Here is a 20288-nt window from a genome sequence, read left to right on the forward strand (position 1 = left end):
GAGGAAATATGCGCTGGATCATGTCCGCAGGCATTCTGAGCCTGACGCTCGGCTATACGTTAAGCCAGTTCTACCGCGCCTTTTTGGCGGTTCTGTCGCCGACGCTTCATGCGGAACTCGGCGCGGGCCCGGCCGATCTCGCGCTGTCGTCGGGGCTTTGGTATTTCGCCTTCGCGGCGGCGCAGCTTCCGGTCGGCTGGGCGCTTGACCGTTTCGGCCCGGGCCGGACGGTGGCGGCGCTGCTCGCCTTTGGCGGCGCGGGCGGAGCTGCGGTCTTTGCCATGGCCCAACAGCCCTGGCATCTGCATGTGGCGATGACGCTTCTGGGCATCGGCTGCGCGCCGGTGATGATGGGCAGTTTCTACATCTTCGCCCGCACTCTGCCCGCCTCGGCCATGAGCGCGGCGGGCGGTGCCGTCGTTGGCATCGGCTCGCTTGGCAATATGCTGGGCGCGGCGCCGCTCGTCTGGGTGATCGGAGAGATCGGCTGGCGCCCGACGCTTTGGGCGCTGGCGGTGATCACGCTCGCGGTCTCGGCGACGATTGCGAGCTTTGTCAGCGATCCGCCGAAACCGGCAGAGGACCAGCCCAAGGCCTCGCTGCGCGGGCTGTTACAGGTGCGCGAACTGCGCTTCATCCTGCCGCTTCTCGGCGTCACCTATGCCGCCTCGGCCTGTATCCGCGGGCTCTGGGCCGGGCCCTATCTGACCGAGGTCTTCGGCGCGAGCGACCAGCTGATCGGCTGGGTCACGCTTGGCATGGGGATCGCGATGGTCACGGCCAATCTCTCGGTCGGGCGCGTGGTCCAGCTGGTCGGGTCGGACAAGAAGCTCTCAATCGCGAACACGCTGCTGCTTTGTCTCGTGCTGGCGCTGCTGTGGCTTTTCCCCGGCACCAGCCTTGCCCTGTCGTCGGTGCTGCTGGTGATGGTCTGTATCTCGGACAGCTCTTATTCGCTGATCATGTCGCATGGTCGCGCCTTCATGCCACAACATCTTGTTGGCCGCGGTATTACCTTCCTCAACATGGTGTCGATCGCCGGGGTCGGGATCATGCAATTCCTGTCGCGCCCGGTCTATCTGGCGAGCTCGGCCTCGCATCCGCCCGCCGCGGCCTATAGCTATATTTTCCTGTTCTTCCTGATCCCGCTCGTGATCGGGCTGGGCTTCTATCTTTTCAGCGCCGAGGACCGCCATGACTGATCCATCTTCCATCGACGTCGTCGCGCCCAATCTCAAGAAGCGGCTGTCGGGCGTGACCTCGACCGTGGTGCGGCTGGTGCCGGTGCAAAAGCGCATGATCGGCATTGTCACCACCGGCCCCGGCCTGCCGCCCGAACTGCCGCATATCCCGCTGAGCCGCGCCGCCACCCTGCCCCGCGACCGCTGGCGCGTCTGGCATGCGCGCCGCAATACCGAGATGGCTTTGGGTCTGATCTATCGCCGCATTCTGGGGCGCAAATACAAACTCTTGTTTACGTCAGCGGCGCAAAGACAACATACAGGGTTCACGCGCTGGCTGATCCGTCAGCAGGACGCCCTGATCGCGACCTCGCCTCAGGCCGCGAGCTATCTGGAGCGCCCCGCCAAGGTCATCCTGCACGGCGTCGATACAGAGATCTTTCACCCGACCACCGACAAGACCGCCCTGCGCCGCGAGCTTGGCCTTGATCCCGAGGCGGTGCTGATCGGCTGCTTTGGCCGGGTGCGCGCGCAAAAGGGCGTCGATCTGCTGGTCGAGGCGGCACTGCGGCTGTTTCCCACCCGGCCCAAAGCGCAACTGATCTTCACCGGACGCATCACCGCCGACAACCGCGCCTTTACCGACCAGCTTCTGAACCGCATCGCCGATGCCGGGCTGATCGACCGCATCCGCTTTCTGGGCGAGCTGCCCTGGGCCGAGGTGGTGCGCCATTATCAGGCGCTCGACCTCTTCGCCGCCCCCGCCCGGTGGGAGGGCTTTGGCCTGACGCCCTTGGAGGCGATGGCCTGTGGCGTGCCGGTCGTCGCTGCCCGCGTCGGTGCCTATGAGACACTGATCCGCGACGGCGTCACCGGCTCGCTCGTGGCCAAGGATGATGCCGATGCACTGACTGCGGCGGTCGAACGCTGGCTCGACGATGACGCGGGCCGCGCTGAGGCGGGCCGCACCGCCCGCGAGCATGTCTTCAGCAACCACTCGATCGAAGAGGAAGCGCGCAGCATCGTCGAGGTCTATCGCGGCCTTTTGGCATGAACCGGCTGCGCTTTCTCTGGGCGCGAACCCTGCGCGATGAGGCTGCGCTGCAAAGCCTCTCGGTCCCGCAAGCGGCGCTTCTCGAGGCGATGGCGGGCAAAAACATCGCGCTGATCGGCAATGCCCGCGCCTTGGCCGAAGGTCAGGCCGGGGCCGAGATCGACCGCGCCGATCTGGTCATCCGCATCAACCGCGCGCCGATGCCCTCGGCGCAAAGCCACGGGGCGCGCACCGATTGGCTGGCCTTGGCCACCCGTCTGGGCGAGGCGGACCGCGCCCGGATCAGCCCAAGCCGCATCCTCTGGATGTCGCCCAAGCGCAAACGGCTGGATTATCAGACCACGACCAGCCCCGGTTTCTATCTCCACCCCCTGCCCGATTATCAGGCGCTCAAAGACCGGATCGGCGCGCCGCCGACCACCGGCGCGATGATGATCGACCTGATCCAGCGCTCAGACATGGCGCGGCTTGATCTATACGGTTTCGATTTCTTCGCCTCGCTGTCGCTGTCGGGCAGTCGTACTGCCGCGCAGGTTCCGCATGACTTTTCCGGCGAGGCCGCTTGGGTCGATCAGCTCATTCGGGCAGATCGCCGGATTTTCCGGCATTAACGCCAAATATCGCCGAAGTATCGGGCAATTTGCCGAAAACTCGCTTCCCCTTCAGCGCGATCGGTCCTATATCGCAGCGTCCTTTAGTGAAGGAGACCCTGAATGGGCTACAAGGTCGTTGTCGCCGGCGCCACGGGGAACGTGGGTCGTGAAATGCTGAACATTCTGGCTGAACGCCAGTTTCCTGCTGATGAGGTGATCGCTCTGGCTTCGCGCCGGAGCATTGGCACTGAGGTCAGCTATGGCGACAAGACTCTGAAGACTAAGGACATCGAAGGGTTCGACTTCACCGGCTATGACATCGCGCTGTTCGCGATCGGCTCGGAAGCGACCAAGCAATATGCGCCGATCGCGGCGAGCCAAGGCTGCGTCGTCATCGATAACTCGTCGCTCTATCGCTATGACCCGCAAATCCCGCTGATCGTGCCGGAAGTGAACCCGGATGCGATCGAGGATTATCGCAACAAGATGATCATCGCGAACCCGAACTGCTCGACCGCGCAGATGGTCGTCGCGCTGAAGCCGCTGCATGACCGCGCGCGCATCAAACGCGTCGTCGTCTCGACCTATCAGTCGGTTTCCGGCGCGGGCAAAGAGGGCATCGACGAGCTGTGGGACCAGACCAAGGGCATGTATGTCCCGGGGCAAGAGGTCGCGCCGAAGAAATTCCAAAAGCAGATCGCCTTCAACGTGATCCCGCAGATCGACGTCTTCCTCGACAGTGGCGACACCAAGGAAGAGTGGAAAATGGTGGCCGAGACCAAGAAAATTCTCGACCCCTCGATCAAGGTCACCGCGACCTGCGTGCGCGTGCCGGTCTTTGTTGGCCATTCGGAAGCGATCAACATCGAGACCGAAGACTTCCTCGACGAAGACGAAGCCCGCGACATCCTGCGCGAATCCCCCGGCCTTCTGGTCGTCGATAAGCGCGAGCCGGGCGGCTATGTCACCCCGGTCGAATGCGTCGGCGATTTCGCCACCTTCGTCAGCCGCATCCGTCAGGACGTGACCGTTGAAAACGGTCTGAACCTGTGGTGCGTCTCGGACAACCTGCGCAAAGGTGCCGCGCTGAACGCGGTCCAGATCGCCGAGCTTCTCGGCAATCGGGTCCTCAAGAAGGGCTGACCAAAGCGTGATCGGTTTGACAGGGGGCGCCTTCGGGCGCCCTCTTGCTTTTGCACAAATGCTCGCCGACCTTGCGGTTGTTTGACAATCCAAGGGTTTCCCATGCATCGCTTTCTGCTGACGACCGCGCTCTCGCTGGCCGCCGCCCCGGTTTTCGCCGATCAGATCGAAACCAAGGCGCCGATCAGCCATGTCACGATCTATCCCAGCGGGGCGAGCGTCACCCGCAATGTCGCGATCTCGGCCGCCGCGGGCAGCCATGAGCTGGTGATCACCGGCCTGCCGACCGAGCTTGATCCGGCCAGCCTGCGCATTGACGCCCAAGGCGCCACGGTCGGCGCGGTCTCGCTGCAAGAGGACCGTGCCCTGCCCGCCTCACGCGAGAAATCGCAAGAAGTGCTGGACGCCGAGGCCGAGGTCCGCCGCCTTGAAACCGCGCTGGACGAGCGGGACGCGAAAGTGGCCGAGATCCGGGCCAAGGCGCAGGCCGCCCAAGATGTGATCACATTCCTGCTGAAAATGGCCGAATCCAAGGATCTCGCCGCGACCGATCTCAACGCGCTGACCGATACGGTTGGCAATCAGATCCTCAAGGCACGCCAGCTTGTGATCACAGCCGAAACCGAGGCGCGTCAGGCCGATCAGGGCCGCAGCGATGATGTCGATGCTTTGCAAGACGCGCGCGCGCGCCTTGAGGCCCTGCGCAGCCCCGAAAGCGATCACAAGACGCTTGTGATCACGGTCGAGACCGGCGCGGCGCCTGCCCAGCTCGAAATCACCGGCTTCACCTCTTATGCGAATTGGTCCCCGGTCTATGACCTGCGTCTGGATCGCGCCGCGAAAAAGCTGACCCTCGATCGCGGCTTTCTGGTCTCGCAGAACACCGGCGAGGATTGGAGCAACGCCAAGCTGACCTTCTCGACCGCGCGGCCCTCGGATCAATCAGCGCCAAGCGAGCTTTACCCGTGGATGCCGCGGATCGAAAAAGAGCCGCCTCCGGCCCCCGCTCCGGTCGCCCCGGCCAGCCCGATGGCCGACGCGGATGAGGCGGCGATGTCGAATCGGGTCGCTGCGGTCGCCGAGGTCGAACATATGGCAGGCGGCGCCGAGATCCGTCAGCTTGGCGCGACGGTGGTCTATGATTACCCGACCCCGGTCACCATCCGCGACGGCGTCGATGCGCTGCGCCTGACGCTCGACAGCCGCGAGCTGACCCCGGACATCCGCGCCGAGGCGGTGCCGAGCCGTGACAGCTCAGCCTATCTGGTCGCGGAAACCAAGAACACGCTCGACGAGGTCATTCTGCCCGGCGAGGCGACGCTTTACGCCGATGGCCCCATGGTCGGTCGCAGCCAGCTTGAACTGACCCCGGCGGGCAAGGAGTTGACCCTTGGCTTTGGCCCGATCGACGGGCTGGTCGCCGAATTCCGCGTGCCGGAAGAGGCCGAGGGCGGGCAGGGCATCTTCACCAAATCGAACGCAGCCAAGCGCACGACGGTTCTCGAGGTCAAGAACCTGACCGGCGAAGACTGGCCGCTGCGGGTGATCGGGCAGGTGCCGGTCTCGACGCAAAACGATCTCAAGATCACCTGGAGCGCCTCGCAAAAGCCGACGACCGAGGGCCGGGACGGCAAACGCGGGCTTTTGGAATGGGATTCGACCCTTGCCGCGAAGGCCGTGCAGGACATTACCCTGACCACCGAGATGAGCTGGCCCGATGGGATGACCCTTTACGGCGGCTCGAACTAAGCCCGATCGGCGCAAACCAGCCGCCCGCGTCTGTGGGCGGAACGGGGCAGGCCTCTGCGAGTTGACCCCCGCAGAGGCCTGCAATTCCAGCTCAGTCAACAGGAGCCAGCCATGTCGCGCCAACCGATCACCGCTTTCGCGAGCAACTTTCGCCTGAACACGGGTTTCACCGCCAGCGAGGCGATTTCCTACCGGGGTGAACATGACAGCTATCAAACGACGTTTATCGACGGGCTGACCTATTCAGTCCGGGTGGGCGGGCGCAGTTCCGGGGCTGGCACCCTGGCCGACCCTAATCTGACGCTGACCGACAGCGCGGGCAACAAGCTGCTCTTCAACGACGATATCAGCCCAACCAATCTCGACGCGCAGCTGACCTTCACCGTCAATCGCGCGGGCACCTATTATCTGATCGTCGGCGAGCAGGGCGATAATGACACCGGCAGCTATACGATCTCGATCTCGGCGGGCTATGCCTCGGCGGGCAATGACCGCGTGGTCGGCACGGATTTCGCCGATGCGATCAATGGTATGGCGGGCAATGACACGATCTATGGTGGGCTCGGCAATGACCGGCTTTTCGGCGGCGCAGGCGCGGATGTCTTGTTCGGAGAACGCGGCGCCGACCGGCTGGAAGGCAATGCCGGCGCGGATATTCTGCGTGGCGGGCAGGGCGCGGATGTGCTGATCGGTGGGCTTGGCGCGGACCGGCTGATGGGCGGGCAGGGTGCCGATCGCTTTGTCTTCAATTCGGCTGCGGAATCGGCACCGGGTTCGGTCGATCGCATTGTTGCCGGTGACGGCGCGATTGCCTTTGAGGGCGTCGGCGTGGCGGGTGGCGATGTCATTGACCTGCGTGGCATCGACGCCAATGCCTTGCGCGGCGGGCAACAGTCGTTCCAGTGGAGCACCGCCCATACCGCAGGCTCGATCCATCTCGAAAACGATGCGCAGGGCAATACGCTGGTCGTCGCCTATACCGACAATGACGGAAAACCCGATTTCGTCTTGGTCATCGAGGATGGCGCGATCAACGCAAATCAGTATTCAGCGGGCGATTTCCTGCTCTAGCTTCCACGCCTTGGACGGCGCGCGGCTGGCACCACCGGTTCAGGCAATCTGCGCCGGTGCGACGCCTAAGCTGGCAGCGGGGGCCACGGGCTCGGGCATCAGCGCGGTGACATGGCGCGGATCGGTCGCCTCTCGCGTCAGGCGAACCGGTGTGTTTGCGACAAAGCGCACCATCACACGCCCCCCCATCAGCGCGCGCAGCGACCAGCCCAGCAGCTCACCCGAGGGACCGGCCATCGCGCCCTGATGATCCGCGCGCGCGCTTTGGCCGAAGGACAAGGCGTCAATGGCGTCGCGCAAAGCCTGCAGGCCCGGACCGTCGCCCGCCGCCTTTTGCCAATGCAGCAGATGCTCGATCAGCGAGCCCTTCATCTCGACATCCCACAGGCCACCATAGGCGCTGTTGGCCGTGGCGAGCTGGCCATTGCCCTCAAACACCGCGACCGCATCCTCCAGCGCGTCCAGCACCTCGCGCCCAAGCGAGAGATCCGAGCGGAATTTGCGGGTCAGCGAGATTTCCGAGGTGATGTCCTCGAACAGAAAGGCCACCGCACCATCGGGATGGGGACGCCCGGTGACGCGATAGGTCTGCCCGCCCGGCAGCGACCAGGTCTCGACATGGTGCCCCGAAGCAGACGCGGATTCGAGCGTGCTCATCTGGTTGCGCCAGCTGCGATAATCCTTGGGCTCGGGCACCATCCGCGCCTCGCGCAGCCGGTCGAGAAAAGCGTAAAGCGTCGGCCGCGCCGTCAGAAACCCCGCCGACAGCGTGGTGAGATCAATCAGCGCCGGATTGAACAGTTGAAGCGCGCGGTCCTTGTCGAAAATCGCCATGCCAATCGGCAGATCGGCGAAGGTCTTGGTCAGCGTATGGACGAATTCGCGCAGGCTGCGCTCCGCACGCACGGCGGCATCGGCGGGCAGTGCAATGCCCACGGATTGATCGCCGACCATGCGGTGATGGCATTCAAACCAGAGCGTCTGGCCGCCATCCTCGATCTGGGCGCGGCGTGCACCGGTGACATTGCCGTGGCGCACCGGAAGGTCGATCAGCCGGGGCAGGGGCCAGACCGTCTGATCGCCGCATTGCCGTTCGGCCAGTTGGATATAGGCGGAATTGGCCCAGGTCACCATGCCCTCGCCATCCTCGCGCCACGCAAGCATCGGCGAGCGGTCGAGCGTGTTGCGCAGCATATCGAGCTCACCCTCGATCGCGGCGAGCGTCAGGCTGTCGACAACCGTGCCCGAGCTTTCCGAGGTCGGATCGCGCAGGATGACGCGGATATAATGATCGCCCAGATCTTCGATCAGCACATGCAGCCGCCGCGTTTCGCCGACGGCATCGCCCCCGATCTCGACCTTGCCAAGCTCTTCAAGCTGGCTCAGCATCTCGCCGGTTTCAGGCAGGCGCATCGAGACCCAGGCCATGAGACGTTGCCATTCGCTTTCGCCGGGCAGGATGTCCAGAAGCGCGCGCGCCGGAGCGGTCGAATCGGCAAGCTGATTGCGGCAAAAGAGAAAAGCCAGCGGTTCGACCCCGCGATCAAGACCGTGCCCCCTTGGTCGCGCGCCTTGCCAATTTTCATAGGCCCGGACCAAAATGATCGCCAGAATAACGGCGCAGGTCGAGATCAGCAGCGCAAGAAGCAGGTTCGAAGCCATCGCTAAATCCGTCAGACATTTCCCGTTGTTTACGAGATTGCCATTAAAACTTAGTTAATCGAAGGCCTTACAGATTTATTTCCGGATTTTCTCCCAAGGCCGCCCGGCCCTCGGCTTCGATCCGATCGCGCGGCCAGATCACCGTGACCACCGCGCCGCGTCCCGAATTGGCAAAGATCAGCCGTGCGCCCGAGCGTTCGAGCAGCGCTTTCGCGATGAAAAGCCCCAGCCCCATTCCGTCATAGCCGCGCCCATCCTCAGAGCGCGGGCGCGTCGTCAGAAACGGGCTGCCCAGTCGCGGCAAAAGCGCGGGCGGATAGCCCGGGCCGTCATCCGCGATGACCACGCGCAGCTCGGTCGCGGTCCAGGTCGCGTTCACGCGCACCGCCTCCGATGCGAAATCGACCGCGTTCTGGATCAGGTTGCGCAACCCGTGAACGATTGCGGCATCGCGATGAACGAAACGCTCGGGCTCGGAGGAGGTGATCTCGACCTCGATCCCGCGCTCGATATGTGGATGGGCGGCCTCGGTCAGCATATCCTCGAGCGGCGCAGTGCGGATCAGCAGATCATCCTTGCCGGCCCGGCCCATGGATTTCAGGATCTTGGCGCAGCGGTCGGCCGATTGGCGCAGGATCGCAAGATCCTCGGCAATATCGGGCCGGTCGGGCAGGATCTCGTCAAGCTCGTCGACCAGCTCGGCGCTGACCAGTTTGATCGTCGCGAGCGGCGTGCCCATCTCATGGGCGGCGGCGGCCACGACCCCGCCAAGATGCTGAAGCCGCTGCTCGCGTTCCAGCGCCATACGCGCTGCAAAAAGCGCATTCGAGGTCGCCGACAGATCGCTCGACACGCGATGGACATAGGCCGCCAGAAAGATCACCCCGATGATGATCGCGACCCAATGGCCGAACTGATAGGGCTCGTCGAGCGCCAACCGACCGCCGCTGTCAAAGGCCAAAGGCTCGGCCACGACCCCCGCCATTGTCACCATCACCGCCGTCGCCAGACCGAGCGCGATCATATGTCGCGCCGGCAAAGATGTTGCCGCAATCGTGACCGGAACCAGCACCAGAAGCGCGAAAGGATTGGTCATGCCGCCGGTCAGCGCGAGCAGCGTCGAGATCTGCCAGAGGTCAAAACCAAGCTGCAGCGCCGCCTCGTGATTAGAGACGCGATGACTTGGCCGCAGCGACAGCCAGACATTCAGTAATATAGTCAAGGCGATAGTGCTGAGCACCGGCGCAAGCGGAATGCGCACGCCGATCAACAGCGCGGCAGCAACCGCGCCAAGCTGTCCGCAGACCGCGACCCAACGCAGCAGCAAAAGCGTGCCAAGACGGATCGGTTCAGGCTCGGGCTGGCCGGGCAAAAGGGTGATCCGGCGCGAGACGAAGGAAAAAGGCAAGGATGCGCTCCGAGTGGAAAGCCGCGGTGGGCCATTGATACTGACCCGGGGATGAGCAATCAATGCGCGCGCATTTGACAGGAGATGACCATGGCTGCCGACAAACGGATTCTTGCTTTGGGTGCGGTTGCGACCGTTCTGGTTCTGGCCACGGGCGGAATTTGGCTTTCGCAGACCAAGGACAGCGATCCTTTCGGCCAATGCCGCAAATCCGTGGTTGCCGGTGGAATGGAGGCGTTTGGCGCGCCGTTCACCTTGACCAATCAGCAAAGCCAGCGCGTCACCGACAAGCAGGTCTTTGCGAAACCCTCGCTGGTTTATTTCGGCTATACGTTCTGCCCCGATGTCTGCCCGCTTGATGTCTCGCGCAATGGCGAGGCGCGCCGCCTGCTCAGTGAGCGCGGCCTTGACGTGAATGACGTCTTCATCACCATCGACCCGAACCGCGACACACCCGAGGCGCTTCAAAGCTTTGCCGAAGTGCAAGACCCCGAGCTGATCGCGCTCACCGGCTCGTCCGAGGAAATCGACGCGGTGGCCAAGGCGTGGCGCGTCTATTACAAGCTGAACAATCAAGACGACCCCGAGGATTATCTCGTCGACCACATGACCAATACCTTCCTGGTCATGCCCGGTCAGGGCACCGTCGAGTATTTCGGCCGTGACGTGAGCCCCGAAGATATGGCCACGCGCACCGCCTGCTTCGTCAATGCGGCCAAATAGCCGCTTCCCTGAACTTTGACTGTTTGGGCCAAGCCGCTTAAGATCGGCCCAGACAGCCAAATCGCGAAAGTTCAATCCCGTGAACACATCCGATATCGGACCCGATCCCAGCCTGCTTCTGGTCGATGATGATGAGGTCTTTCTGACCCGCCTCACCCGAGCCATGGAAAAGCGCGGCTTCAACGTCACCCCCGCCAATTCCGTCGCGGCCGCCCGCGAAGCCATCAGCGCCCATCCGCCCGCTTATGCCGTGGTGGATTTGCGGCTTGAAGATGGCAATGGGTTGGATGTCGTCGACGTTTTGCGCGACGCCCGCGCAGATGCCCGCATTGTCGTCCTGACCGGTTATGGCGCAATTGCGACAGCCGTTGCCGCCGTCAAAATGGGCGCGACCGATTATCTTTCGAAACCTGCGGATGCCGATGATGTCACCCGCGCGCTTCTGGCCCGCGGCGATACATTGCCGCCGCCGCCCGAAGCGCCAATGTCGGCCGATCGGGTTCGCTGGGAACATATTCAGCGCGTTTTCGAACAATGCGACCGCAATGTCAGTGAAACCGCGCGGCGTTTGCATATGCATCGGCGGACATTGCAGCGGATTTTGGCCAAACGCAGCCCGAGATGACATTAGAACAACACTAGCTGTTGCAATTCCCGGTCTAATAGTAATATCAAAAATTACAGCCCTCATTTTCGGGAAATGAAATGTCAGTCGACCTTGACGCAATGAACCTCAGCGAGCTTCGCGACCTGAGAAATAAAGTAGAACGCGCGATCAATTCTTACGAAGATCGTCGTCGTAAAGAGGCTCTTGCAGCCGTCGAAGTTGCTGCCCGCGAGCATGGTTTCAATCTGGCCGAGCTCACCGGGATCAAAATCAGCAAGTCGCGGGTTGCTGCCAAATATGTCAATCCGGCAGACCAGAACCAAACCTGGAGCGGCCGTGGCCGCAAACCGCGTTGGGTTCAGGAACATCTGGACAGCGGCAAATCGGTCGAAGACCTCGCGATCTGAAGATCAACCCCGCCCCTTAAGGCGGGGTTGTTTCATTCAGTCATCTTAAAATCTGGGCTTCATCCATTTCCTGAAGAATATGATGAAACCGATTTATAAAGGCTGCCCGTGTTTCAGCGGGCGGCCTTAATCTGATTTGCAAAAGGCCGGAGAGGTCTATTTCGGGGACCGGAAACAGCCGATCCGCCTCTTGCGCGGAAAATCCCGCGATTTGAACCGCCTCCAATCGGGCGGACAGGCGATCTGCCAGTTTGATCGCGCGCTTGACTGCTGCCGGGATTTGCGCGGGCAGGCCAAAGCGCAAATGCACCGCCGCCGCAATCCGCGCATCCATCTCGCCATATTCGACGCCAAGCGCCGCCTTGACCGGAGAAATCATGTCTCCGATGACATATTCAGGCGCATCGTGCAAAAGCGCGGCCAAGCGCCAGCGCGGTTCGGCTTCGGGCTCGATCCGGGCGTAGATCTCTTCGACCAGAATGGAATGCTCGGCCACCGAATAGGCCCAATCGCCCGAGGTCTGGCCATTCCAGCGCGCGACAAAGGCCAACCCATGCGCGATATCCTCGATCTCGATATCCATCGGGGTAGGATCCAGCAGATCGAGCCTGCGCCCCGACAGCATCCGCTGCCACGCCCGTTTCGCCGTCTTCGCCATGCGCGCCAATCCCCGCCCGTCACAAAAAGGGCCGCGGCTGAAACAGCGCGGCCCTCGAAAAGCTGTCATCCCGAGCGATGCCCGGTCTCTCACACTCAGGAGAGCGGCACATCCGCCGGTTTTTCGGATTGGGCGCGGCGCATGATTTCCTGACGGTAGAGCGACACGAAATCGACCGGGTCCATATTGAACGCCGGGAAGCCGCCGTCGCGGGTCATGTCCGAAATGATACGACGCACGAAGGGGAACATCATGCGCGGGCATTCGATCAGCAGGAAGGGGTGGAGCTGGTCTTCCGGCACGCCCTCGACATGGAAAATCCCGCCGTAATCCAATTCGCACAGGAACAGCGGCGTTTTGTCGGCAGCATTGACCGAGCTCACGCGGAACTTGCAGATCACTTCATACTGGTGGTCGACCTGACGCTTGCGCGCATCGAGGCTGACCTGAACGTTGATTTCGGGCTGGACTTCGCCACCCGGGAGGCCCTTTTGGGCAACGGCATTTTCAAAGGACAGGTCGCGGACATATTGCGTCAGGACTTGCATCCGGACCTGAGCCTGTTCGGCTCCGGCGCCGTTGGTGGTTTCGTCGGTCATCGCTTATCCTCCTTGGATCTGCCAAGGGTTCTAGCATCGCACCGCAAGGCCCTCAATGGCGCGTCCAGCCGGAATTGCCGGGTTTTTGCGATGAATCGCCGGGTCCGATCTGCCCGCTCGACTGGGGGATGTAGGGATCGTCCTGCACGACATATTCGCCGTCGATCACCCCGTTGCTCCCGCCCGGACGCTGCGCGCCGGGAAATCCGCCCGAATATCCGAAGCCGACAGAGCTGGTTTTGACCCGCGCGGCAATCTGTCTCAGGATCAGGCTGCGCACCGGCGGCAGCAGCAACAACAGCCCGAGTGCATCGGTGAAAAAGCCGGGCAGGATCAGCAACATTCCGGCCAGCATCTTGAACGAGCGCTGCGCCATCGGCTGCGAGGGATTGCGCAATTCTTGCAGCGATTGCTGGAGATCCAGCGCCGCTTGCTGCCCCTGAAAGCGGATCAATGCCATGCCGGCAATCGCCGACAGCACGACCCAGGCCAAAGTCGCCCAAACGCCGATTTCGCCGCCGATGACGACGAAAAGCGCGATCTCGATGATCGGCAACAGCAGAAACAGCCACAACACTCGCATAGAATTCTCTCCCTTCAGGGCAAACTGCCCGACCGGAACCCGTCAAAAACTGGACTTGAACCGACCTGCACCCTACATAGGATGCAACTTAGCTGAAACCAACAGCCGCCAAGGTTCCCTGATGTCCAATGCCTTCGTTCAATTGATTGTCCTGGCCGCGATCGCGATCTTCCTGATCGTGCGCCTGCGCAATGTGCTGGGCACACGGGATGGCTACGAGCCACCGGCCGCGCCGCCCGAGCAGGTCCAGCAGCGCAAGTTCGACGTGATCGATGGGACCGCGACTCCGGGCGACAGCGATATCGCCGATCACGCCGAAGAGGGCAGCCCCGAAGCCGAGGCCCTGACCCAGATGAAAAAGGCCGAGCCCTCCTTCGAGGTCGGCCCGTTCCTGTCCGGCGCGAAGGGCGCCTATGAGATGATCCTCATGGCCTTCGAGCATGGCGACATCTCGCAGGTCCGACCCTTCCTTGCGCCGCCGGTTGCCGAAGCCTTCCAATCGGTGATCGACGACCGCAAGGCCAAAGGCCTGACCACCGAAGCGCAATATCTCGGCACGCGCGAAACCGCGCTTGCAGGCGCCGCCTTCGACCGCACCACCGGTCTCGCAGAGATCACCGTGCGCTTTGTCGGCGAGCTGATGCTGACCGTGCGCGATGCCAATGGCGAGATCGTCGAGGGTGATCCCAAGACCTCGCTCAAGCAGCGCGACAGCTGGACCTTCTCGCGCCGCATGGGTCAATCCGATCCCAACTGGCAGCTTGTCGCCACGGCCTGAGCCATGAGCCGCAAGCGGGGCCTGACCCCCGAGGACAAGGCCCTGTGGAATCATGTGGCGCGCTCAGTCGCGCCACTTCATCCTTTGCGCAAGGACCCAAAGCCCGAGCCGACTGCCAAGGTCGAGCCAAAGCCCATCGTCCCGCGCGCGCCCTCACTGCCTTCCGCCGCCCCCGCGCTGCCGTCGTCCCTTCGGATCGGCGGCTTTTCCCTTTCGGGCCGCAGCGCCGGGCAGGGGCGCGTCACCCATGATCTTGCGCCGGGTCCAGCCGAGCGGTTGGCCGAGGCCCCGGTGCGCATGGATCACAAGACTCACCGCCAGATGACCCGCGGCAAGCTGCGCCCCGAGGCGCGCATTGACCTGCATGGCATGACGCTGGCGATCGCACAGCCCTCGCTGACGAATTTCATTCTGGGGGCGCATGGCCGGGGTTGCAGGCTGGTGCTGGTGATTACCGGCAAGGGCAAGGCCGGGGGGCCGGATGCGCCTCTGCCGGTGCGGCCCGGCGCGCTGCGCCACAATGTGCCGCATTGGCTGCATATGGCGCCCTTGGCTTCGGTCGTCCTGCAAGTCACCCCCGCCCACCGCAGCCACGGCGGCGAGGGCGCTTATTACGTCTATTTGCGGAAGACGTTTTCCATCAGCTGATCGGGCACCAGAACGACCTGCGCCGCGCGCTCGACCGTCAGCGCCGCACTGGTGAACAGCCCGACATGACCGCCGTCATTGGCAAAGGCCGCGCCGAGGTTGTCGACCTGGCTGAGAATGCTCAGCAGCGCCGGCGAAGTCGCGACGTTGAAATGCCCGTCGCCGGTGTTGAAGGCGCCAGTATCGACCAGCATAACCTTGAGATCAGAGACGCGGGTCGGATCGGGCAGGGTGCCCAGCCGCTCGGGCTCGCCCGACAGCCGCGCCGACAGGCGCAGCGCGCGGTCTTTCGACGAGGTGAAGATCAGGAAGGGCTGAGGCAATTCGCCAATCGCCTTGGCCTGCATCCGGAAGAGATCGACATCAATATCGGGCGACATCAGGATCACGCCGCCAATCTTGTCGAGCTCCTTGCGTTTGCCGCCGATGGCCATCTGGCGCAGGGTTTCCATCACCAAAGATGCGCCCATCGAATGGCCGACCAGAATGACCTGACGCGCGCCAGCGGCTTCGGCCTCTTCGATGGTCTCTTGCAAGCCATCGCGCGAGAACAGGACCGAATCGCGATCGGCGACATAGGCCAAAGGCTGCCCGCGCGAGGGCCATGCGAAATGCAGCTGCGCGCCCGGCATCTTCATATCATGCGAGAATTGCGCAAAGCGGTAAACGCCCTCGGCGAAGGTGTTGTTATAGCCGTGGACGAAAATCACCGCATCGCGATGTGCGGCAGGCTGCTTCATCAGCTCGCTGCGCACCGCCTGCCGGAAGGCCAGCGGCGTCGCATAATCCAGACGCTGGGTGACCAGAAAATCCGTGTAGGGATTGGGCGCCTTGCCCTCTTTGGGATAGGTGATCGACCCCAGCTTGCGCTCGGGCGGCACCGACACATCGACGCGGCCGTAATGGACGGTCTCGCTGCGCACATTGTCCGGCCCGCGCGTGGTCGCCACCAGGATTTCCTGCACCTGCCCGACCTTGGCAGCCTGCGGGTCCAGAGTGATCGCGCCACGCGGCGAACAGGCGGAAACGGCAATTGTCAGAGAGAGCAGGCAGTAACGCAGCATGGCATCCTCGAACTGAATTTTGCGCAGAAGATGCCAGAGCCCGCTCGACTTGGAAACGGGTCTTGTTGCGGTGAATGCCTGTGACGCAAACGGGTTCAGACGCCGCCGCGATAATTCGCCTTGGGTCCGGCAAACCACCAGGCAATCAGCCCGATCACGGGCAGGAAAGCGATAATCAGCACCCAGATCACTTTGGTCCGGCCGCTTTCACCGCTGTTGATGACCGAGGCAATCGCCCAGACATCCAGTGCAAAGAGAATAAGTCCGAAAAGAAAGCGCATGTGTCTCCCCTGCCATCGACAAATCAACGGCAGGAGAGCGACTCGGTTCCTTAAAGCCCGACCTTACAGGACGTAACGCGACAAGTCGGTCGAGCGCGACAGATCGCCCAGATGCTTTTCGACGAAGGCTGCATTGACCTCGACATGCTCGCCGCTGCGGTCAGGCGCGGCAAAGGACAGCTCTTCGAAGACCCGCTCGATCACGGTGTAGAGGCGACGCGCGCCGATGTTTTCGATCGACGAGTTCACCTCGGCCGCGATCCGCGCCAAGGCCGCGATTCCGTCGGGGGTAAAGGCCACGGTCACGCCCTCGGTCGCCATCAGCGCGGTATATTGCCGGGTCAACGCATTGTCGGTCTCCGAGAGGATGCGAACGAAATCCTCTTCGGTCAAAGCGCGCAGCTCGACCCGGATCGGCAGACGGCCCTGAAGCTCGGGCAGCAGATCCGAGGGCTTCGAGATATGGAAGGCGCCCGAGGCGATGAACAGGATATGGTCGGTCTTCACCGGACCGTATTTCGTCGAGACCGTGGTGCCTTCGATCAGCGGCAGAAGATCGCGTTGCACACCCTCGCGGCTGACATCGCCGCCCCGGACATCGGCACGCGCGGCAACCTTGTCGATCTCGTCGATAAAGACGATGCCGTTTTGCTGGACCGATTCCAGCGCCGCGGCCTTGACCACCTCGTCATCCAGAAGCTTGTCGGCCTCTTCCGAGATCAGCAGCTCATAGCTTTCGGACACCGTGACCTTGCGGCGCACACGACGCCCACCAAAGGCCTTCATCAGCCCCGACAGATCCATCATGCCGCCCATCGCGCCCGGAGGCTGACCCGGGATCTCAGCCATGCCGAAGGGGTTCGAATTGTCCTGAACCTCAAGCTCGATCACCGTGTTGTCGAGCTCGCCCCGCTTGAGCTTGTCGCGGAACAGATCGCGGGTCTGCTCACGCGCATTCTCGCCCGCGAGAATGGCCACGACGCGGTCCTCAGCGGCCTGATAGGCCTTGGCCTTGACCTCCTCGCGCATCCGCTCGCGGGTCTCCACGATCGCGGCATCGGTCAGATCGCGGATGATCTGCTCGACATCGCGACCGACATAGCCGACTTCGGTGAATTTCGTGGCCTCGACCTTGAGGAAGGGCGCACGCGCCAGCTTGGCCAAACGGCGCGAGATCTCGGTCTTGCCGACGCCGGTCGGCCCGATCATCAGGATGTTCTTGGGATAAACCTCATCGCGCAGATCATCGCCCAATTGCTTCCTGCGCCAGCGGTTGCGCAAAGCGACGGCAACCGCACGCTTGGCATCCTTCTGGCCGATGATGAAACGGTCAAGCTCGCTGACGATTTCGCGTGGGGTCAGGTCGGTCATAATGCACCTTTTGCATAGGGAGGCAGGCGGTCCTTGCCCGGAAAGTCAGGCAGGGCGCGCATCAGCACCGCACGCAGCGGCACCCACCACGCCCCCAAAGCGGTGACCGCACCGCCGATAAGAACAAGCACCATGGGCCAGTCGAGCCCGGCGCCATTGCGATAAGCCAGCGTCCAGATCAGCCAGACGAGATAGCCAAGCCCGGCTGTCAGAAAGCTGCGCCGGTCGATGATCAGGGCAAAGACCGTCATCACCGCCAGAACCAAAGCCATGGCCAAAAGCCGCCCCGGCCCCTCCAGCGCCATCGCGGTTTGCCCCAGGGTGTTCATGATCGCGGGCGCGGCAATCAGATGCAGCCAGAAGGCCGAAGCCGAAGCCCGCCCCAGCCGGTAAGGATCGCGCGTATCAAACCAGATCCCGCCAAGCGCCGCGACCAGACCGACAACCAGCGTCGCCAGCCCCAGCCGAGAGCCGCCGGTCAGGCTCAACAGCTCCGCCGGGCTCTGCGCGGTGGTCAGCGAGATCAGATCATAAGGCGCAATCAGCGCCACCCCCAGAAACAGCCCGGCCAGACCGATGAGAAACATGGTGAAGGGCAGGCGGAACCACCAATACCAGCCGACCAGAGCCAAAAGCATCCCGCCCCCGGCCAACAGCTCCAGCCGCTGCAAATCGCTGCCAAAGCCGGTCTTCTCCAGCAACAGCGCCAGTATCGCGCCCATGACCGACAGGGCAAAAGCCGAAACCAGCACGATCGAGGGCAGAACCATCCGCCGCCGCACGGTGAAATAACGAGCAAAGCCGATGCTCAAAACCACGCCGATCAGGCAAAAGGCCAAGGAATCCCCAGCCGCCGATGCCAGCCCCATCAAGCCCGCCATCAGGATCAAAAGACCCGCAGTGATGAAAATCTCGGCAAAGCCGCGAAAGAGCTCGAACGCCTCATCATCCGGCGCAGGCCGCCCGGCCAGCCGTTGCGCGGCCAAAGCCTGGATCGAGGCCGCTTGCGCTTCACTCACGATCCCCGCCGCCACCGCCGCCTTGAGATCGTCCCCGCTCAGATCAGCCATCCCGCTCGCCCTGTCTTTCATGAACAAATATCCCGGGGGAGTCCGCAGGACGGGGGCAGAGCCCCCATCAGCGCCCCATCAGCGCCCGAGAATCTCGACGGTCAGATTGCCGTTGGTATAGACGCAGATATCGGCCGCGATCTTCATCGCCTTGCGCGCGATGGTCTCGGCATCGCCCTCGCCCTCCATCAAGCCACGCGCCGCCGCCAAAGCGAAATTCCCGCCCGAGCCGATTGCGGCAACATCATGTTCCGGCTCCAGCACGTCGCCCGCGCCGGTCACGACGAAAATATCGACGCCATCGGTGACGATCAGCATGGCCTCGAGATTGCGCAGATATTTGTCGGTGCGCCAATCCTTGGCCAGCTCGACACAGGCCCGCGCCATCTGACCCGGAGCCGCCTCGAGCTTCTTTTCCAGCCGCTCGAGCAGCGTGAACGCATCCGCCGTCGATCCGGCAAAGCCCACGACCACATCGCGCCCGCCCGGCGACAGCCGACGCACCTTGCGCGCCGTGCCCTTCATGACCGTCGGACCGACGCTGACCTGACCGTCACCGGCCACGACCACCTGACCATTGCGCCGCACCGCCAGAATAGTGGTGCCGTGCCAGCCGGGAAACTTGTCATCCGCCATCGCTTAACTCCTTCGTTGCAGGTGAAATATGAGCGCGGGCAGGGTTTCGCAACCCATCCAGAGCCTCTAAGCTTCGCCCCATGAGTGAAGCAAACCTCCTGCGCGTCTACCTCGAGCCTCCGATGCTGAAAACGGCGCGGGCGGGGTCCTTCAATTTTCTCAACCAGCTGCGCGCCGCGGTTGAAGCGAAGGGCTGGCAGATCGACTGGTGCGAGACCGGAGCGGCGGCGCGTGACGCCGCGCCAAGCCTGCCGGGCTATGCGCTTTTTCACACCGAAGCCCCGACGCATGAGCGCGCGCTCAGCTTTCGCAAAGCCTATTTCTACCCGTTCTGGCAGATCGAGCCCCATCAGCAGCGCTGGCGCTTCCATGTCGCGGAAACCCCCTTCGTTCCTGACACGATCCCCCCGGTCGAGGCGCGCGCCTTTGTCGAGCGGCTCCGCGCCCGGGTCATGCCCGAGACAAAGCCCGCGCGTGAAAATTATATCCTGATCCCGCTTCAGGGCCGGATCCGCAGCTGTCGCTCGTTCCAGACCATGAGCCCGCTTGAGATGGTCGAGACCGTGGCGGCAAGCGGGCGCGCGGCAGTGGCGACCTTCCATCCCAATGAAAGCTATTCCGCCGCCGACCGCAGCGCCTTGCAAGAGCTCGCGGCGCGCTATCCGAACCTGCAAATTGGCGGCGACACCCAGAAGCTACTGCCGGGCTGCAGCTTTGTCGCGACCCAGAACAGCGCCGTTGCCTTCGAGGGCTTCTTGCTGAAAAAGCCCGCCGTTCTCTTCGGCCAGTCGGATTTCCACCATATCGCGCTCAATGTCGCCGAGCTTGGCGCGCAAGAGGCTCTGGCCCGCGCGCCGTCGCTCAAGCCCGATTTTGAGCGCTATCTCTTCTGGTTTCTGCGCCGCATGGCGATCAATGCGACCGCGCCCGATGCGCAGGACCAGATCCGCGCGGCCATGAAAAGAGGCGGCTGGCCAATCTGACCGCCGCCCCTTCGATCTC

22 protein-coding genes are annotated in these 20288 nt (G+C 63.0%); 12 read left to right on the forward strand and 10 right to left on the reverse strand.

The features are described from left to right. The first annotated feature begins 8 nt into the window (after positions 1–8). The 6 genes from JCM7686_RS17275 (at position 9) to JCM7686_RS23600 (ending at position 6791) form a co-directional block, all read left to right on the forward strand. Positions 9–1202 carry an MFS transporter gene (locus tag JCM7686_RS17275; RefSeq protein ID WP_020952087.1) on the forward strand — a complete coding sequence of 398 codons (1194 nt, stop codon included), beginning with the start codon at positions 9–11 and terminating at the stop codon, positions 1200–1202. Continuing rightward, positions 1195–2235, forward strand: a complete 1041-nt coding sequence (locus tag JCM7686_RS17280; protein ID WP_020952088.1) for a glycosyltransferase family 4 protein — start codon at positions 1195–1197, stop codon at positions 2233–2235. Before JCM7686_RS17275 ends, JCM7686_RS17280 begins: the two co-directional genes overlap by 8 nt. Next, positions 2232–2846, forward strand: coding sequence for a glycosyltransferase family 29 protein (locus tag JCM7686_RS17285; RefSeq protein WP_020952089.1), 615 nt, complete (start codon positions 2232–2234; stop codon positions 2844–2846). The genes JCM7686_RS17280 and JCM7686_RS17285 overlap by 4 nt, the downstream gene beginning before the upstream one ends. A gap of 102 nt (positions 2847–2948) precedes the next feature. Beyond that, positions 2949–3971: an aspartate-semialdehyde dehydrogenase gene (locus JCM7686_RS17290; RefSeq protein ID WP_020952090.1), complete on the forward strand. Its 1023-nt coding sequence runs from the start codon at positions 2949–2951 to the stop codon at positions 3969–3971. A 102-nt stretch (positions 3972–4073) separates the two neighbouring features. After that, positions 4074–5720: a DUF4139 domain-containing protein gene (locus JCM7686_RS17295; RefSeq protein ID WP_020952091.1), complete on the forward strand. Its 1647-nt coding sequence runs from the start codon at positions 4074–4076 to the stop codon at positions 5718–5720. 111 nt (positions 5721–5831) lie between these two features. Next, positions 5832–6791 (forward strand): calcium-binding protein, encoded by a 960-nt coding sequence (locus JCM7686_RS23600; RefSeq protein ID WP_020952092.1) that lies wholly within the window; start codon positions 5832–5834, stop codon positions 6789–6791. A 39-nt stretch (positions 6792–6830) separates the two neighbouring features. Here the strand turns inward: JCM7686_RS23600 and JCM7686_RS17305 are convergent, their stop codons facing one another. Continuing rightward, positions 6831–8453, reverse strand: a complete 1623-nt coding sequence (locus tag JCM7686_RS17305; RefSeq protein WP_020952093.1) for a PAS-domain containing protein — start codon at positions 8451–8453, stop codon at positions 6831–6833. A gap of 67 nt (positions 8454–8520) precedes the next feature. Continuing rightward, the gene (locus JCM7686_RS17310) at positions 8521–9861 is read right to left on the reverse strand and encodes an ActS/PrrB/RegB family redox-sensitive histidine kinase (protein ID WP_051201590.1); all 1341 of its coding nucleotides are present in this window, start codon (positions 9859–9861) and stop codon (positions 8521–8523) included. Between the two features lie 90 nt (positions 9862–9951). On the opposite strand from JCM7686_RS17310, the gene JCM7686_RS17315 reads away from it, so the two are divergent. From JCM7686_RS17315 to JCM7686_RS17325, 3 genes are all read left to right on the forward strand, one after another. Next, positions 9952–10584 carry an SCO family protein gene (locus tag JCM7686_RS17315; RefSeq protein ID WP_020952095.1) on the forward strand — a complete coding sequence of 211 codons (633 nt, stop codon included), beginning with the start codon at positions 9952–9954 and terminating at the stop codon, positions 10582–10584. Between the two features lie 79 nt (positions 10585–10663). Next, complete coding sequence (locus tag JCM7686_RS17320; RefSeq protein WP_020952096.1) at positions 10664–11209, forward strand: ActR/PrrA/RegA family redox response regulator transcription factor; 546 nt, start codon at positions 10664–10666, stop codon at positions 11207–11209. Positions 11210–11289: 80 nt separating this feature from the next. Next, positions 11290–11598 (forward strand): H-NS histone family protein, encoded by a 309-nt coding sequence (locus JCM7686_RS17325; RefSeq protein ID WP_020952097.1) that lies wholly within the window; start codon positions 11290–11292, stop codon positions 11596–11598. A gap of 40 nt (positions 11599–11638) precedes the next feature. On the opposite strand, the gene JCM7686_RS17330 is transcribed toward JCM7686_RS17325, so the two are convergent. From JCM7686_RS17330 to JCM7686_RS17340, 3 genes are all read right to left on the reverse strand, one after another. After that, on the reverse strand, positions 11639–12256 hold the full coding sequence (locus JCM7686_RS17330) for an HD domain-containing protein (RefSeq protein ID WP_020952098.1): 618 nt from the start codon (positions 12254–12256) through the stop codon (positions 11639–11641). Between the two features lie 95 nt (positions 12257–12351). Then, entirely contained in the window at positions 12352–12855 is a 504-nt protein-coding gene (secB, locus tag JCM7686_RS17335; protein ID WP_020952099.1) for a protein-export chaperone SecB, read from the reverse strand. Between the two features lie 52 nt (positions 12856–12907). Continuing rightward, entirely contained in the window at positions 12908–13438 is a 531-nt protein-coding gene (locus JCM7686_RS17340) for an FxsA family protein (protein WP_020952100.1), read from the reverse strand. Positions 13439–13559: 121 nt separating this feature from the next. Here JCM7686_RS17340 and JCM7686_RS17345 point away from each other — a divergent pair, with 121 nt between their 5' ends. Continuing rightward, the gene (locus JCM7686_RS17345; RefSeq protein ID WP_020952101.1) at positions 13560–14216 is read left to right on the forward strand and encodes a Tim44/TimA family putative adaptor protein; all 657 of its coding nucleotides are present in this window, start codon (positions 13560–13562) and stop codon (positions 14214–14216) included. 3 nt (positions 14217–14219) lie between these two features. After that, positions 14220–14864, forward strand: a complete 645-nt coding sequence (locus tag JCM7686_RS17350) for a Smr/MutS family protein (RefSeq protein ID WP_020952102.1) — start codon at positions 14220–14222, stop codon at positions 14862–14864. Here JCM7686_RS17350 and JCM7686_RS17355 read toward each other — a convergent pair. The 5 genes from JCM7686_RS17355 to hslV all read right to left on the reverse strand — a co-directional run bounded on the left by JCM7686_RS17355 (position 14834) and on the right by hslV (position 19286). Continuing rightward, positions 14834–15928, reverse strand: coding sequence for an alpha/beta hydrolase (locus tag JCM7686_RS17355; protein WP_020952103.1), 1095 nt, complete (start codon positions 15926–15928; stop codon positions 14834–14836). The two genes, JCM7686_RS17350 and JCM7686_RS17355, sit on opposite strands and share 31 nt — an antisense overlap. Positions 15929–16023: 95 nt before the next feature. Further along, a complete protein-coding gene (locus JCM7686_RS17360) occupies positions 16024–16209 on the reverse strand; it encodes a PLD nuclease N-terminal domain-containing protein (protein ID WP_020952104.1) in 186 nt (61 codons plus the stop codon). Between the two features lie 63 nt (positions 16210–16272). After that, positions 16273–17580, reverse strand: coding sequence for an ATP-dependent protease ATPase subunit HslU (hslU, locus tag JCM7686_RS17365; protein ID WP_020952105.1), 1308 nt, complete (start codon positions 17578–17580; stop codon positions 16273–16275). After that, positions 17577–18650 carry a hypothetical protein gene (locus JCM7686_RS17370; protein WP_051201591.1) on the reverse strand — a complete coding sequence of 358 codons (1074 nt, stop codon included), beginning with the start codon at positions 18648–18650 and terminating at the stop codon, positions 17577–17579. The genes hslU and JCM7686_RS17370 overlap by 4 nt, the downstream gene beginning before the upstream one ends. 78 nt (positions 18651–18728) lie before the next feature. Continuing rightward, positions 18729–19286 (reverse strand): ATP-dependent protease subunit HslV, encoded by a 558-nt coding sequence (gene hslV / locus JCM7686_RS17375; RefSeq protein WP_020952107.1) that lies wholly within the window; start codon positions 19284–19286, stop codon positions 18729–18731. Between the two features lie 80 nt (positions 19287–19366). Between hslV and JCM7686_RS17380 the strand changes: the two genes are divergently transcribed. Further along, positions 19367–20269 (forward strand): hypothetical protein, encoded by a 903-nt coding sequence (locus JCM7686_RS17380; protein ID WP_020952108.1) that lies wholly within the window; start codon positions 19367–19369, stop codon positions 20267–20269. Positions 20270–20288 lie beyond the last annotated feature (19 nt).

Origin of the sequence: Paracoccus aminophilus JCM 7686, from assembly GCF_000444995.1 — a bacterium.
Lineage (GTDB): Bacteria > Pseudomonadota > Alphaproteobacteria > Rhodobacterales > Rhodobacteraceae > Paracoccus > Paracoccus aminophilus.

What these genes read in the sequence shown, in the direction of transcription:
- JCM7686_RS17275 (WP_020952087.1), top strand. Translation starts at nt 9, where the DNA reads ATGCGCTGGATCATGTCCGCAGGCATTCTGAGCCTGACGCTCGGCTAT.
- JCM7686_RS17330 (WP_020952098.1), bottom strand. Translation starts at nt 12,256, where the DNA reads ATGGCGAAGACGGCGAAACGGGCGTGGCAGCGGATGCTGTCGGGGCGC.
- hslV (WP_020952107.1), bottom strand. Translation starts at nt 19,286, where the DNA reads ATGGCGGATGACAAGTTTCCCGGCTGGCACGGCACCACTATTCTGGCG.
- JCM7686_RS17380 (WP_020952108.1), top strand. Translation starts at nt 19,367, where the DNA reads ATGAGTGAAGCAAACCTCCTGCGCGTCTACCTCGAGCCTCCGATGCTG.
- JCM7686_RS17370 (WP_051201591.1), bottom strand. Translation starts at nt 18,650, where the DNA reads ATGGCTGATCTGAGCGGGGACGATCTCAAGGCGGCGGTGGCGGCGGGG.
- JCM7686_RS17315 (WP_020952095.1), top strand. Translation starts at nt 9,952, where the DNA reads ATGGCTGCCGACAAACGGATTCTTGCTTTGGGTGCGGTTGCGACCGTT.
- JCM7686_RS17345 (WP_020952101.1), top strand. Translation starts at nt 13,560, where the DNA reads ATGTCCAATGCCTTCGTTCAATTGATTGTCCTGGCCGCGATCGCGATC.
- JCM7686_RS17295 (WP_020952091.1), top strand. Translation starts at nt 4,074, where the DNA reads ATGCATCGCTTTCTGCTGACGACCGCGCTCTCGCTGGCCGCCGCCCCG.
- JCM7686_RS17350 (WP_020952102.1), top strand. Translation starts at nt 14,220, where the DNA reads ATGAGCCGCAAGCGGGGCCTGACCCCCGAGGACAAGGCCCTGTGGAAT.
- JCM7686_RS17285 (WP_020952089.1), top strand. Translation starts at nt 2,232, where the DNA reads ATGAACCGGCTGCGCTTTCTCTGGGCGCGAACCCTGCGCGATGAGGCT.
- JCM7686_RS17305 (WP_020952093.1), bottom strand. Translation starts at nt 8,453, where the DNA reads ATGGCTTCGAACCTGCTTCTTGCGCTGCTGATCTCGACCTGCGCCGTT.
- JCM7686_RS17325 (WP_020952097.1), top strand. Translation starts at nt 11,290, where the DNA reads ATGTCAGTCGACCTTGACGCAATGAACCTCAGCGAGCTTCGCGACCTG.
- JCM7686_RS23600 (WP_020952092.1), top strand. Translation starts at nt 5,832, where the DNA reads ATGTCGCGCCAACCGATCACCGCTTTCGCGAGCAACTTTCGCCTGAAC.
- secB (WP_020952099.1), bottom strand. Translation starts at nt 12,855, where the DNA reads ATGACCGACGAAACCACCAACGGCGCCGGAGCCGAACAGGCTCAGGTC.
- hslU (WP_020952105.1), bottom strand. Translation starts at nt 17,580, where the DNA reads ATGACCGACCTGACCCCACGCGAAATCGTCAGCGAGCTTGACCGTTTC.
- JCM7686_RS17290 (WP_020952090.1), top strand. Translation starts at nt 2,949, where the DNA reads ATGGGCTACAAGGTCGTTGTCGCCGGCGCCACGGGGAACGTGGGTCGT.
- JCM7686_RS17280 (WP_020952088.1), top strand. Translation starts at nt 1,195, where the DNA reads ATGACTGATCCATCTTCCATCGACGTCGTCGCGCCCAATCTCAAGAAG.
- JCM7686_RS17360 (WP_020952104.1), bottom strand. Translation starts at nt 16,209, where the DNA reads ATGCGCTTTCTTTTCGGACTTATTCTCTTTGCACTGGATGTCTGGGCG.
- JCM7686_RS17355 (WP_020952103.1), bottom strand. Translation starts at nt 15,928, where the DNA reads ATGCTGCGTTACTGCCTGCTCTCTCTGACAATTGCCGTTTCCGCCTGT.
- JCM7686_RS17340 (WP_020952100.1), bottom strand. Translation starts at nt 13,438, where the DNA reads ATGCGAGTGTTGTGGCTGTTTCTGCTGTTGCCGATCATCGAGATCGCG.